8 protein-coding genes are annotated in these 15801 nt (G+C 39.3%); all 8 read right to left on the bottom strand.

Annotated elements, in window-relative coordinates; all coding sequences use genetic code 11:
- Positions 1 to 12: 12 nt before the first annotated feature.
- Positions 13 to 1866 (bottom strand): outer membrane protein assembly factor BamB family protein, encoded by a 1854-nt coding sequence (locus BQ5338_RS13750; protein ID WP_071147387.1) that lies wholly within the window; start codon positions 1864 to 1866, stop codon positions 13 to 15.
- Positions 1867 to 1878: 12 nt separating this feature from the next.
- Entirely contained in the window at positions 1879 to 4932 is a 3054-nt protein-coding gene (locus tag BQ5338_RS13745; protein WP_071147386.1) for a golvesin C-terminal-like domain-containing protein, read from the bottom strand.
- A gap of 38 nt (positions 4933 to 4970) precedes the next feature.
- Positions 4971 to 6422: a sodium:solute symporter gene (locus BQ5338_RS13740; RefSeq protein ID WP_071147385.1), complete on the bottom strand. Its 1452-nt coding sequence runs from the start codon at positions 6420 to 6422 to the stop codon at positions 4971 to 4973.
- A gap of 77 nt (positions 6423 to 6499) precedes the next feature.
- Positions 6500 to 7675 (bottom strand): exo-beta-N-acetylmuramidase NamZ family protein, encoded by a 1176-nt coding sequence (locus BQ5338_RS13735; protein WP_071147384.1) that lies wholly within the window; start codon positions 7673 to 7675, stop codon positions 6500 to 6502.
- Positions 7676 to 7882: 207 nt separating this feature from the next.
- Positions 7883 to 9685 carry a RagB/SusD family nutrient uptake outer membrane protein gene (locus BQ5338_RS13730; protein ID WP_071147383.1) on the bottom strand — a complete coding sequence of 601 codons (1803 nt, stop codon included), beginning with the start codon at positions 9683 to 9685 and terminating at the stop codon, positions 7883 to 7885.
- A 21-nt stretch (positions 9686 to 9706) separates the two neighbouring features.
- The gene (locus BQ5338_RS13725) at positions 9707 to 13021 is read right to left on the bottom strand and encodes a SusC/RagA family TonB-linked outer membrane protein (RefSeq protein ID WP_071147382.1); all 3315 of its coding nucleotides are present in this window, start codon (positions 13019 to 13021) and stop codon (positions 9707 to 9709) included.
- Between the two features lie 440 nt (positions 13022 to 13461).
- Positions 13462 to 14310, bottom strand: coding sequence for a hypothetical protein (locus tag BQ5338_RS13720; RefSeq protein WP_071147381.1), 849 nt, complete (start codon positions 14308 to 14310; stop codon positions 13462 to 13464).
- 463 nt (positions 14311 to 14773) lie between these two features.
- Positions 14774 to 15781, bottom strand: coding sequence for an aspartate-semialdehyde dehydrogenase (locus tag BQ5338_RS13715; RefSeq protein ID WP_071147887.1), 1008 nt, complete (start codon positions 15779 to 15781; stop codon positions 14774 to 14776).
- Positions 15782 to 15801: the final 20 nt, after the last annotated feature.

Here is a 15801-nt window from a genome sequence, read left to right as displayed (position 1 = left end):
ATTTTCTATCTTTTATTTCTTTTCGATCCATTCCAATAACCCGATTTCACCGCCAGTTGCTGTGAACAACACTTGGTGGCGATTAAGAGGAACAACCGTACTGATCAGTGAATTACCAACTTTGTGTTTCCACAAGACTTTTCCTGTCAAAGGCTTTAAAGCAAAGATGAGGCCACTTTTTGTACTTCCAAATACGATCCCGTCTTTCTCTACAGGCATAGAGGGAGCATGCTCGTAACCAAAGCCTACATTTGAGGCCCATAGCTGATGAGGCTTATTTCCTTGCGCTGCAAAACAGACGATACTGTCGTTCATTGTTTTGCTGTATACTCTTTTTTTGTCCTCTGATAGGCTGATGGTCTCACGCACCATTGATTGTTTGGTTCGCCATACTGTTTCGCCTGTTTCCAGATCGATGGCTGTCATAGCACGTTCAGGATCTGTTATGAAGACTTTTCCGTATGCTGCAACCGGCCATACTGCTGCTGGTGAGAAATGCATCCGCGTTAGTCCGCCTGTCCATTTCCATAATTCCTTTCCATCGGTCTTATCGAGTGCGTACAATGTATTGTCCCATGCACCAAAAATAACTTTATTTCCTTCGATAAGGGGACGAGTTTCTATGTATCCTTTCACTTGATTGTATGCCCAGCATACTTTTCCTGTTTTTATCTCTATTGCACGAAAAGTATGATCACTGGCACCTATGTAAGCTATTCCGTTCTCAATCGTAACGGCTCCAAGTACAGGTTCGCTGGCTTTTACTATCCATAGCACTTTACCGCTTTTTGCATTCAACCCATAGATGTTCTTGTCTGCGGAACCGAAAACAACGACTCCTTTCTCTACGGCTGGAGTTCCTACGATGCGGTTACCTGATTGAAAAGCCCAGAGCTTCTTTCCGCTCTTCAGTTCGTAGCAAGTCAGCACACCCATGTCGTTTCCCACATATACTTTTTTGTCTGCATAAGCCGGCGAACTATAAATGCCGACTCCGGAACGAACAATCCATGATTCTTTTACTTGAGAGAAGGTTTGGTTGAGCGAGAAATCCGGGTATTTATTGCTTGCACCTTTTTCGTCATAATACTTCTTCTGAAGCGACAGTGAAGCCCATTCTTTCATCTCGGAACCAATCTTGTGTTCGTAGACAATAATGGAATCAGGAGTTACATCGTACACGGAATATCCTCCGACGCTGTCTTTGGCTCTAAGATTGGAACGATTCAATATACCCGGTATGCCGTCATAGGAAAGGAATCGATTGCTGTGATAATGTCCTCCGAGGAAAGCACGTATATTGTATGGTCGCACGGCATCCGTTACATCAAACCAATTGTCCACGTCGCCATCTTGTAGCGGATAATGTGTTGCCAGAATTACGGGTTTCTCTTTTCCTGCTTTGCTGAGTTCTTCTTTCAGCCAAGTTATATCTTGTGGAGACACATGTCCATCTGCCATTCGCATAAGAGGTCCTGAATTAAATCCCAGGAACAAAAAACCATTGTGCTCAAATTCGAATCGCTCAGCACCAAAGATATGGCTGAATGCAGTGACGCCTGATTCACTCCACTTTGTTTCGTGATTTCCCAGAATAATATAATATTTCGCTTTTAATCCGTTAAGGATATCATGTGCTATTTGCAGACTATTTCTGTCGCCTTCTTCCGTGATATCCCCGGTAACTAGAACAAAATCGATGTTCGGAGTTGCATTAATCTGCTTGACGGAGTTTTGCAGATCTTCTACGGATGTAGGATTTTTAGAGATATGAATATCCGTGACCAGCGCAAATCGAAAAGGTTGTGCCAACAGTGTCGGTAATACTATAAACAGAAGAACAAGTATGATTAATCCTTTTTTCATTGTTCAGTCTACTTACTTTTGCGTTGTTTTTTCAAAAAAAGAAAGTATTGATTTCATCAATTGCTCTCTTTCAGCACTTGTGCGTATGGATTCGAAGGGAAATCCCAGTACACATGTTTTGTAATCTCCCTCATAAGCTATTCCGGCACTAAGATTGTTCTCCGAATATCGAAGTACGGTATATGCTCCTTCAGTCGAAGGCTCTAATGCGTCGGGTGATTCTACTACATAAGAATCGGAATTCAATTCATTGTAATAACTGTACTTACCGTTGATCATGTCAAATGGTGAAGCTACGCTCTTTACTTGTCCCGTAGTTGCAGCCTGACCTACACGCCATTTGTATTTAAGAATATTAGTGGCAAAAGCTTTATCTTCTTTGTTTGCTTGAGCATTATCCCATAAATCAGAGGCAACATAGGCTCCTGAAACAAAGATATTTCCTCCCGCTTTGGAATAAGTTGAAATCGCTTTTTGCATTTCCGGTGTGAAAGTCTTAAACTCTAACGGGGTGACTCCTCCTCGTCCCATCTTCGTTTGTTTTTCCTTGCCTAGAATCAAATCTACTGATGGGTAATCGTTCATTGAAGCATACTTATTCTCTATTGCTTCATCGCTACAAGAAACGAAAGAGTAACCAGCTTTGAGGATTGCTACACCATGCACAGCCGGATAATCGAATGTATTTCCCGCAATAACCATTGTTTCGTAATTTCCACAACTATCACCAAAACCTGATGCGTCATCGTCCATCCAAGGTATGACACGACGGAACTCTTTCATACTACCAATGTAACTGATATCCTCTTTATAAGGCACTCCGTGATCTAATTGATCGAGGAACCCGGCAATGCTATCTGCCGGCGCAACAAAATCAGCCGGAGCACTAATGCGATCGAATCCGTTGATAACCAAAACTGTACCTTTAGAGTTGAATGCTCTACCGGTAGAAAGAATTTCCGAAGGGAAACTTTCTCCACCTTTGTTTAGGGCAGTCACCTTATAACTGCAAACCACTCCAGCTGGCACTACTGTGCGATAGGAGTTCTGGTTAACAACTACTCCGTTGTCAAAGTCTCCATCATCTATACGGGTATAAACAATGTATTTTTCAGCTTTAGCTGTTGCCTCCAGTGGATCATTGACCGGTTGCCAAGTCAATTCCATCTCATTTTCTCTGATGAAACGGATACTCATATTGTCCACCGGCAATGGTTGCACTACATATTCTTGTTTGTATTGCGAACAGAGAAACTGGAGCATTCCCTTGTATATGGAACGGCTTACTGTGAAGCGAAAACGAGGATCAATGCCATAGCGCATATCTGCAAAGTTCTGATGAGATAGGAGTTCTAACAACATGGTAGGAACTTTAGGAACTCTAGCTTCAAAATACGATTGATTCCACATACCACGACGTGTCCATTTAGGCTCGTATAAAGCGCGAATGTCATTCACGATGTTGGTTTGTATCAAATCGGTAAGGTCTCTTGATGCATAACGGGACGTTCCATTGGCAAATATCCCGTCATCACCTGCTGTTTGAAAAATACCTAATGTGCCTATAATGGAATCGTTCATTGTAGTACCTGCATCCGAATGAAAGGCAAAAGCCATATCAATAGGGATTTTTAATCCTTTATCAGTAGGACATGCCGATGATCCTCCTGCTAAATAGTTTACCCATAATCCACGTGACTTATAGTCGTCCGTATAATCGTTTTTGCCTTGACTTTCGGAATAGACACTATCAGGCATGCCCGCCCACTGAAGCCAATAACGAGCACCTTCGGTAAATCTGGGATAACCACTTGTCTCATATGGATAGTCTACTTTAGGCAACTGTTTGGTTGTTATCGGAGTTGTAATGTCAGAACTTCGAGTGTTTTCAGTAGCGATACCACCATCGGCTATTCTACGTGCTATGTTACCATAACCACCTCCAATCTTAACGGCATCCGCTGTGACCATTCGTCCCGACTTATCCGACTTGTTGCTTAATACGACTTTGCAAGCATCATTCCTCTCAGCATTGAAACTAAAATGTCCCAGATAAATCCATGTGCCACCGCCCATGGTTTGGTTGACTTTGAATTGAGATACGCCACCTTTGTGATAAACAGTGTAGAGAGCATCTTCCGTACTATTCTCTACTGTTTTGTAAGACACATAAACGGCATACTTACCTGCTTTCGGAATGGAAGGAATCCACTCTGCCAAGTTTTCTTTTCCTTTCTTTATTGTTTCCGTTAAGCGGTAAGTACCCTCTTTGAAAGGATTCTCAAAATTAATGTATTGATCACGTAAATGAGCGAAGCCGGTTTCTTTGCCAGTGCTCCAGCTCTTATCAGCATCTTTTTCAGTATAGACAGATGCATTGCGGCAACCGTCATTATCAATGATAACTTCCACCGCTTGAGTGTCTCTCTCTCGAGGAAGCAATACGTTTGCTCCTGCATTCTCAAGCATTGGAAGAAGGTAGGGGAGGACGAAACTTTGGGTATAGAGATCTTCTACCGTTTGAAAGATGCGGGCTCGCTGCCACTCCCAACGTGTTAGTTTAGGCTCATAATAAAATCCATGACTTTGCCACAAAGCAATGTGCCTACTCTGTAAACCTTTCGTGGGGGCGTAAGGCACAGAGAGTTTGCTAATCAATGGTTTATCAGACTTATTGGTAAAAGTACCTGCTTTTTTATCCTTCTTGCTCCGCAAGGCCATTGGGATAAACTCTTCAATTGCTTTTTTGTCAGTGCAGATCTTTAGTTTGTATTTTGCTAATTCCTGGGGGAGGAGAGCTTGTACTTCACGATAAATAGTCTGCACATTGTCTTCACGAAAGGGGATGTAAGAGCAATGAATGTTAGCAAAGAGAGTGAGTTCATTCTTCTCAATGGCAACAGAGTCAATGTTTATCTTGGCAACAGAAATCTCCTTCCGAGCTGTAGCGGTAAGTAAGTTGCCGATCTTAGTCCGCAGTTCCGTAGAGACATCTTGTGCAATCATGGTTTGTGGGAGCAAACCGAAAGCCAACAGAGATAAAAATGACGCACGTTTTAAATTCATAATTGTGTTAAGTTTATAAATTGATTTTTGCGATTTATTTATTTTTTGTCTTTTACAATCATTAGGCTAAGGCCAACGAAAGTAAAGAATGCATTAAAGATCAATAGCTCGTAGCTAAACGCATACCCGTTGAACCATGCTTCCGAATTCTTTTGCAAGATGAAGCATAAAATAGGCGAGATGATAGCCACCAACGGAATATATTTATCTCGAACTTGTTTTTTAGTGAAAATGCCAAATGCGAACAGCCCTAATATGGGACCGTAAGTATAACTAGCCAAAATATATACTGCATCGATGACGCTGGTATTGTTCAGCATATTGAAAACAAGGATGACTAAACCCATGACTACGGCCATACCTACGTGCACGCGTTTACGTATTTTGACGATCTCGCCTTCTGCCTTTCCCTTTGTCCCTAGTATATCTACCGTAAAAGAGGTGGTCAGAGCAGTCAGTGCAGAACCGGCAGCCGAGTATGCTGAAGAGATTAATCCGATAATGAACAGTATGCCTACAATAATGGGAAAGTAATTGCCCGTGGCAATCATCGGAAACAGTTCATCACTCTTAGCCGGATTGGCAATCCCGTTTTGAGCTGTATATGTGTATAGCAATACGCCAAGCATAAGAAAAAGTAAGATGACAAAGAACTGTGATATACCACTGGTGATCATGTTTTTTTGAGAATCTTTGAAGTTTTTGCAGCTTAGGTTTCGTTGCATCATATCCTGATCCAATCCGGTCATGGCAATCATCGTAAAGATCCCTGCCAGAAACTGTTTGAAGAAATAACGTTTATCGTTTATATCATCAAAGAAAAATAGTTTAGAAAGGTCACTCTTAGTAATGCTAGCTACCATTCCGCTAAAGTTTAGTTTCAAGTCGGATGATATATAATAGATGCATAGTACTACCGATACTACTAAACAAAATGTTTTTAAAGAGTCTGTCCATATCAATGATTTCACTCCGCCACGAAAAGTATATAACCATACTAAGGCAACAGTAGCAATCACATTCAGGATGAAAGGTAATTGTAAAGGGTCGAATACCAATAACTGCAAAGTGAGGCATACTAAGAACAAGCGGACTGCGGCTCCCAGCATTTTGGAAATGAAGAAAAACCATGCTCCAGTCCTATATGAGGATGCTCCGAATCTCTCCTCCAAGTACTCGTAGATGGAAACAAGGTTCATTTTATAAAATAATGGTATCAGCACAAAAGCAATGATGAACTGCCCTGCTACAAAACCGAGCACCATCTGTAGATAGGCAAAGTTGCTAGTTGCTACCATTCCCGGAACTGAAACAAATGTAACGCCCGATATGCTCGAACCAATCATAGCGAAGGCTACTATATACCAAGGCGATTTCCGATTTCCAACAAAGAACCCTTGATTGTCTGCTTTCCTACCCGCTATATAGGAGATGGCGAATAAAATTGCAAAATAAGCGGCTATGGTAACTAAAACTAAAATAGGGCTCATAAGTATCCTCTTTTATTTGTACTAAATGATTAATAAATCCGTTCTCTCTTGTTCTATAATCCATAATATTTAGCGTATCATTCTGCATATAGCAGGTATGGCCTACGCTGCACCTTGAATATCTCCACATCGCCTTTCCACATTGCCTTGATCTCATCTGCATCCTTTCCTTCTTCAATCATCTTTCGTACATAATCCGTACCAACCAGCGATTCGAAGAACGGGCGGAAGAATTGGTCACCCATGTTAAGATTTCTATAGGCATCAATAATGTAGCTCAAATCTACACCTTTTTCCCCTATTTCTTTATCAGAAAGTCCGCTTAAATTTACACCGTGGCATAACTTTCCGAGCTGAGGTGGATTCTTTGCACCCGAAATACTTTTCGGTGTGAAACTGTAATTGTATCCTGTCATATTGGGATGCCCATAGATCTGGAATGGGAGAGAAGTTCCTCTACCTAAGCTAACAGGAGTGGCTTCGAAAAAGCAAGTAGACGGATAAAGGTAAACCGATTTCATATTGGGTAGGTTAGGTGATGGAGGAATAGGAAGTTTATATAATGTTTGGTGTGTATAATTTTTGCATTTGATTACTGTGACATCACAGACTCTTGATGCTGGGAGCCATTTTTCTCCATTTACCATTAAGGCGAGCTCGCCTAAAGTCATGCCATGCACGATTGGGATAGGAAGCCATCCTACTCCCGATTTATATTTCATATCAAGTATTGGCCCGTCTACATAATGGCCATTGGGATTGGGACGATCTAAAATTAGCATCTTACGATTATATTCCGCACAAGCATCCATTAGTTTTACCATAGATATATAATACGTATAAAATCTCAAGCCTACATCTTGTATATCTACGATTAATATATCAAATTTTCGCATAGATTCTTCGCTGGGCTTTCCAGCCTTTCCGTCATATAATGAGAGTATGGGTACCCCTGTCTTTGTATCAACTGAGCTTGAAACATGTTCTCCTGCATCTGCATTTCCACGGAATCCATGCTCCGGAGAGAAAATAGCAACTACATTGAATTTGTTTTCCAACAACACATCCAACGTATGCTTGTTGCCTATCATGCCAGTATGGTTAGAAAACACTGCAATGCGTTTATTCTTCAAAATCGGGAAGTATTCCTTTGTAAGTTCAGCACCGACAATGACAGAATTCCCTTCCTTTGTTTGTGCAGACATACAGGTTGAACCACACAATATAATAGCTATGAGTAGAATTGTTTTCATAAATAGATGTTATTAAGAGAACTATTTTCAGTAGTAGCAAAGATAATATTACTTTTGGCATCAAGAACAACTATTCACATTTATTTAGATACCTGTCTATCAATTCACGCAGTTGAATTTGTTGTCTTTTGATATAGAGTATTTAGATATTTGAGAAACAAGGAAGTGATGTTTAACTGCGATCACTTCCTTGTAAAATTGTTGACTCTATTCCCAGCCAGAATTCTGTTTTAACGTTTTTCCTTTAGCTTCATAAAGAGTTATTTGATCCAATGGGATAGGATATAAATAATCTTTTGCACTATAGGTTCTTAACATTGTAGAATCAGTAATCGGAACAATATAGCCTGTATTTCCTGCTCTGTCAAGTGTTATAGACTTGAGTGTCTCTAAAGTAATTGGAGTTGTTGGGCTGTATGTAGCGTTATACCATGTAATAAAACGCTCTTTATCTAGCCATGCACCTAAATTTAATTTAGCATTAAGTGCCATATCTGCATAATTTAGTTTATTCCATCTGCGGAGATCATTAAATCTGATACCTTCATAGACAAGTTCAATACGACGTTCGCGGCGAACTTCCCATATCAGAGATGGCACATCTGTATCGCGATTCGGATCATTAATGGTAACACCGTTTACTGTGAGGTTGCTGCCAGACAATAATACATGAGGCATACTAGTGCTTTTTCTATCACGAATAAGATTGATTGATTTATCAAAGTCACTTTGCACCAAAGTATAAGCACCTAATTGAGATAATTCTACAGATGCTTCTATGTAATTCATTAAGACTTCGTTTAACTTCATTACAGGGGCATCTGTAATACAAGTATTACTCGTTCCTCCAGCTTTTGTTTTTAAATCTTCGTTGACGAATCTATTTGAAAAGTATCCGGATATTGCATATACCTTTTCAATGCCATCCAACTTTAATCCAGTTTTGTCAATGTTTGCATACATACGTGGATCACGATCTGCTATCTCATCGAAAAACCATTTGTCTCCCTGATAAAGAGTGTTTTCTGCTTGATTTATAGGTAAACCGTTGGATGATAGATAAGAATCAATTAAATCTTTAGATGGGCTGTTTATCTCTGCTTCAGTTACTTGGAATGTCATCAAACTATGTGTAACAACTCCTTCAACATAAGAGCGATAAATGATGACTTCAGGGTTGCTTGCTAAATCTTCAGATGTTGTCAGTGATTTATAACTACTAGCCAAACTATAATCGCCCCAACTCATTAGCTCTGCAGCTGCATTTTTAGCGGCTTGCAGATATTTTTTAGCATATTCGGTATTGTTTTCACGGTATTTCTGCCATGTACCTTCAAATAGCATTAATCTTGAAGTATATGCATATGCTACGGCTTTGTTGATTGAAAGTCCCATTGTTCCGTCACTTTTACGTATGTTCTCACATGCAAAACTTAAGTCATTAAGGACGCTATCCATAACTGTTGTACGTGGATCTTTTTCTTTGTAAAGTGTCTCGTAATCGGTGTTTTCAATAGCTTCACTAAACCATGGAGTATCTCCAAATTTTGAAACTAACTTGCTATACTCCATTGCACGTAAGAAGCGCGCTACTCCTACCCAGTGCCTTTTTGCTTCATCTGTTAATGAGGAACTTGATACCCTATTAATGATAATGTTGAGTTTCCTGATATAACTAAAAGTCCAATTACGTTCATCATTCTTAGTTGAGGCTACATCTGTCTCAGATGATGGAGCTACTTTTGTGAAATAAGTTGCTGATTTTTGGGCATTATCATCAGTCCAATCAGCCACATTTGTTTCGGCATACCAATCTGCGCGTTCCCACCCAGACCGATATCCTTCAAAATACACGTCGTAAAAAGCATACATTGAAGTTCGTATATTATCTTCACTGTTCCAGAATGTAGGTGTGTCTGTTACTGTATCCATTGGGTCGCGAGTCAAAAAGTCATCACATGCACTCAATGTTAAAGCAACGAATAATAATGAGAATATTTTTATTTTCATAATTTTCTTGTTTTAATGTTTTTAAAATCCTATTTGCATACCGAGTGAAATGGTTCTTTGATATGGGTAGCTTCTTCCGAAAGCGTATGATCCGTCGCCATATCCTGTTTTGTAATCTGTTGATTCTGGATCAACAGGAATCTTCATGTTGTCAAATTCAAAAAGGTTTTCTGCACTTACATAAAAACGTGCATTTTCAAAACGTATTTTTTTCAACCACTCTTGAGGCAGTGTATAACCTATAGTTATATTTTTGCAACGTAGGTAAGACATATCAGATAGATATCTTGTTTGGCGTAAGAAGTTTTGGCCATTACTTACCCAAGCATTGTTTGAAGGGCGCGGATAGTAAGCATTTGTATTTGTTGTAGTCCAATAATCCATTTGATGAGCGTATGCTGCATCTGCATAACTGGATCCACCTGCAGGAATGGCAACACTACCGTATGCCCAATAATCACGTTTGCCTACACCTTGAAAGAAAACGCTAAGGTCAAGCCCTTTGTAATCTGCTCCCAAAGAGAAGCTATATTCGTAATCAGGTAAAGTATTGCCTATTACTTTTAAATCGCCGTGGTCTTCTATTGTGTTTTTTCCGTAGCTAATTTTATCGTCACCATCTATATTCTTATATTTAACATCTCCAGGGCCAAACTTAAAAGATCCAGTTTCATATAAAGATTGAGATGCAATACCATCTTTTAGACTTCCATCTATCTTGAAATCACTTTCTTGGAATAAACGGTCTGTTTCATATCCCCAGATTTCGCCAAGGCGTTTGCCTTCATAATTTCCATAAATATTATTATTGCTCCCTTTAAATTTTGTAATCTTTTCTGTGACGTGAGAGATTGATGCTCTGGCATTAATACCGAAACCAGATTTGAAGCGATGGCTATAATCAAGTCCAAGTTCTAAACCGTTTCCTGTAATTTCTCCATAATTTATTTTTGGAGATGATGCGCCAAAAGTAGAAGGTAATGTTTCTCCTGCGCAGTGCATGTCAGAAGTTACGCGCTTGTACCAATCAAATGTAAATCCAAGCTCATCATTAAAGAAACGGGCATCTAGACCTAGATCAGTTGTTGTGACACGTTCCCAAGTCAAAGCGCTTGAAATAACAGAAGGAGAACCTAGATAGAGTTGGTTTGTACCATTAACAACCCAATTTGAATTTCCAGAAGTCATTGTTGAGATAAATGAATTAGATGCAACGTCTTGATTTCCTATAGTTCCCCATGAACCTCTAACTTTCAAAGTTGATAGTGTTGGTTTTACCCATGTCATAAAGCTTTCTTCTGAAGTTCTCCAACCAGCAGAAACAGATGGGAATAATGCCCATTTTTTGCCTTTAGGGAAGTTTGAGGATCCATCATATCGTGCGTTTATTTCTAACAAGTATTTCTGCATGTAATTGTAGTTGATGCGTCCAAAGAAACCTGCAGCAGCAAAGTCATTATGATAGCTATCAGTTGAACTATATGAATATTGGTCACCTGTAGCCAATGCTATCTCAGGAAGGGTGGTACTAATTAATCCTCTGCGTTCTGAATAATGACTTAATTTCTCACGGCTTTCAGCATCCATACCAGCCATTATCTTGAAATTGTGTTTCTTCTCAAAGTTGAGGTTGTATGTAGCATATGCCTTGAATATATTAGCCATCGTATATTTGCTACTTTGAGTTACACGATTATGGGTGCTACCATAGATATCTGCATAGTTGCTGAATGGAGCAGAAGAGAACATATTGTAAGCCATCACGGTTCCACCATTCCTTTTTTGCGCATCAATTAGCATAGAAAAAGTATAGTCAAAGTTGATAGTCAAATCTTTGATAGGTGTTATCTCTGTTCCTAAGTTTGTACGTATGTAATTTGATGTTACCGATTCCCTATTTCCCGATTTTATATCGGTTACGGCTGAGCGGAAGTCTTTTCCGTCGTACTGTGCATAAGGGTACCATCGGGGCCAACGCATTAAGTAAAACCATGCATCATATTGTCCTGAGGTATATTTATAAGGTTGGTCATTCTCAGAACGCGTGAAGAGAATATTGGCTTTAACTTTCCACCAATCACGAATATTGGTGGTGATATTGGAGTTTAGAGTGTACCTGTTATATTTGTCAGAGTTAAATTTCATTACTCCTGTTTGGTTCAGATATCCTAGGCCGATGTTGTATGTGGTTTTGTCATTTCCACCTGTAACTGATAAATTATGGTTTTGTTGAGGTGTCCAGTCTTTGGTGAACTCTTTAATTGGATCAAATGAACGGTAGAAAAAAGTTTTACCTCCTCTTATCTCGAAATCACGCCCCTCAAGCATTTCGCCTAATTCGCTTTGTGACATATTACCATATTGTTCTTCCCATCCTTTTATCTTTTCAACAGCTGTAGCGTCGATGGTATATCCGATGTTAGTGATGGAGTTTTGTCCAAGTCTATCTAGTATGGTCATGATAAATTCAGCATTATCTGATGCAGAGGCTAATTCCGCCATTGTCGTTGGTGTACTCCATGCATAGTTGTTCGAATAATTAACTTTTACCTTATCATTCTTCTTTCCTTGCTTAGTGGTGATTAATATGACCCCCCATGCCGCGCGTGTACCATATATTGAAGCTGAAGCAGCATCTTTTAGAACAGATATTGTCTCAATGTCATCAGGATTGACTAGATTGATGCTAGGAATCTCAACGTTATCAACTAGAATTAGTGGTGATGTCCCATTTGTTGCGCTGAGAGAGCCTACAGATCCACGGAGCTTAATGGTTGATTCTGTTCCGATTCCACCAACTTTATTTGTAATAGTCAGGCCTGGACTGATGCCTTGTAGTGCTTTAGCTGCATCTGTAACAGGGCGACTTGCAATAGCTTCTTGTACATTTATATTTGAAACGGCCCCCGTTAGATTCACTTTCTTTTGTGCTCCATAACCAACGACTACTACTTCATCTAAAAGTTCAGTGTCTTCTTTTAGAACAACTTGCATATTTTTTGAGGCTTTTACCTCTTGGGATTTATAACCTATATAAGAAACGATTAGAATTGTTCCAGGTTTTACATTTAACGAGAATTTACCATTTATATCAGAAATAGTACCGTTTGTTGTTCTTTTTTCTAGGACGCTAGCTCCGATGATTGCTTCTCCTTTAGAGTCAACAATTAGTCCTTGGACAGCTTGTGATTGCTGCTGCTCATTTGCTGTATAGCTACTGTTTTGAATGTTTTTGTTGGCCATAGCTTCACCGCTGCCTAGAAATAGTGCAGTGATAGTTAGTGCCGTGAGGAACTTACTGTGAGTAATCCCTCGTTTTTTTCGATCTTCATTCATATGAGACTGATGATTTTAGTTGTTAGATAATTTTTTTTAAGGTAATAGAGATTTCTGAAATGTTTGGATAAAACTTTATCCCTCGGTAATCTTGTTTCTTCATCATAGGCTATAAGTATTATATTATCTCTTTTTTCTTATTGATAGCATTTACTAAATTGCTCTATCTCTGGTTTACCAGAATCTGAGTCTGCTTAAATATTGTTTTGGTTAGGTTGTTTTAAGAGATTAATCTGTGCGATCAACAAAGGGACAAGACTTCTAAAAAGTATTGTCTTAGCAAATATATAAATAGTTTTTATATCAAGAACTATTTTTTGCATTATTTTATATTTATAGATATATTTTTAGGTATCTATATGCATAAAGAGCTTTGAAATTAATAGATGTATTCGTTTACCTGGTTATAGGAAGAAATGGTTTTGTGCTTTTTGCTGTACTTAGGCTTCTTCAATGTTCATTGAATGAAACTCTATAAGTCCAGACATCGGTGTTTCCTCGATGACTCCAAGCTCTATGTTGAATTCGTGAGCTATATCGCATAATACTTCGGAATAAGTATGTGCTACTGAGCCTACAAAACGAATAGGGTAGTTTTTGTAATCGTACTGGCATACGCTACGTGTGAAGAAGTTGCGTAAATTTTCTGTAAGTAGGCTGTAGACATAATCGTTGTCTAAATAATCTGCCAAGAAATAGGAGATGGTGGCTAAGAAACGATTAGGAAATGGACGGTTATAAACCGATTCCATTACATCATTGGCATTGATACGGAATTTTTCATAAAAATCGTTCGTAATATCTTTAGGTGCTAGCCCTTTGAGAGCATCTGATAAAAAAATTTTCCCAAGTACAGCGCCACTACCTTCATCTCCTAAAATATATCCAGCAGCTTTTACATTTTTTGCAATAATTTTCCCATCATAAAAGCATGAGTTTGAACCTGTTCCCAAAATGCAGGCTATTCCAGCTTCATCTTTAAATAATCCACGGGCAGCAGCAAGTAGATCGCTTTCTACTTGTATGGGAGTCTTGAATTGAGCGACTAACGATGCTCCTAAGATGTTTTTTTTCTCATTCGAAGTGCATCCTGCGCCATAGAAGTAAACTTGTTCCAGTTTTTTTCTAAAAAAAGATTCAGGTAAGCCCAGTCTGACACTTCGACTAATCTCTCTTCGGGTTTGAAAAAAAGGATTCAACCCTTCTGTAAAGACACGTTGTATAAGATGATTATCTTCAATTAATGCCCATTCTGTCCTCGTAGAACCGCTTTCTGCAATAAGTTTCATTCCCTAGATGTATTTTATTCCGATACAAATATATAGTTTTTTTCTATAGTATTTGCTAAAATAATAAATTGTTCTTTGAATTTTGTACAAATCGTGTGATTCTATCGACCTATAGAGAAAAGGGTAAGAATATATTTTTAAGAACTGCTGAGGACTTTACTTTTCTTAGATCGAAATTAAGTGTGTAGGAGAGACGGGTAGAATGCTGCTTCTCTCTTCTGTAAAGGCTAAAATTACCTTTAAGAACATCCCCATGTTATAATATAAAACATCCGGATGTTCTTTGATATAAGTTGGGGATGTTCTGTATAATAACATCCCCATGTTGTGTTAGATGAACTCTCGTTTAATAAAGTGTTTTGTCTGTATTTACAATTAATATACAAAAAGCCTCGCAAAAACCGGTTTACGATTTTGCGAGGCTTTTCAATATGTAGAGCACAATCAGAGAATAAACTCTCTATTATATATTCTTCTCTTTAATCAGATATTCTGCAATCTGCACTGCGTTGAGTGCGGCTCCTTTTTTGATTTGATCGCCTACTACCCAAAAGGTTAGTCCGTTTTCGTTGGAGAGATCCTTGCGGATGCGACCTACGTATACGGGGTCTTTGCCTGCAATGAAAAGAGGCATTGGGTAATCTTTTTCGACAGGGTTATCTTGAAGGATCACGCCTTCTGCTTTGGCAAATGCTTCGCGGGCTTCTTCTATGGATACCGGACGCTCTGTTTCTATCCAGATGCTTTCGGAATGTGCTCTCAATGCGGGAACACGTACACAGGTTGCACTTACTTTGACGTCGGAGTGCATGATTTTGCGTGTTTCGTTAAACATCTTCATCTCTTCCTTGGTGTAACCGTTTTCTGTGAATACGTCTACTTGAGGTATGAGGTTGAAGGCCAACTGGTAAGCAAACTTTTCTACGGTTACTGCTTCACCGGCCAATACTTGACGGTATTGTTCGTATAGTTCGTCCATTGCTGCTGCTCCGGCACCGCTGGCGGCTTGGTAGGTAGATACATGAACGGTTTTGATATGTGAGAGTTGCTCTATTGCTTTCAAAGCTACTACCATTTGTATAGTGGTGCAATTTGGATTAGCAATAATGCCACGAGGACGATCTTTTGCGTCGGCTGCATTTACTTCCGGAACAACCAATGGAATGTCGGCATCCATGCGAAAAGCGCTTGAATTGTCAATCATTACGGCTCCATATTTGGTAATTGTATCGGCAAATTCTTTTGATGTTCCTGCACCGGCAGAGGTGAAAGCGATATCAACCCCTTTAAAGTCATCGTTGTGTTGCAGAAGTTTGACTTCGATCTGTTTACCGCCAAAGGTGTATTTAGTTCCGGCACTACGTTTAGAACCGAACAATACTAACTCGTCCAACGGGAAACTTCTCTCATCGAGCACGCGCAGAAACTCTTGTCCTACGGCTCCGCTTACGCCAACAATAGCTACTTTCATCTTCTTTTGTTTTATATGAA

Source organism: Bacteroides ihuae (genome assembly GCF_900104585.1).
Classification (GTDB): domain Bacteria; phylum Bacteroidota; class Bacteroidia; order Bacteroidales; family Bacteroidaceae; genus Bacteroides; species Bacteroides ihuae.
This window is presented reverse-complemented; position numbering and strand designations above follow the sequence as displayed.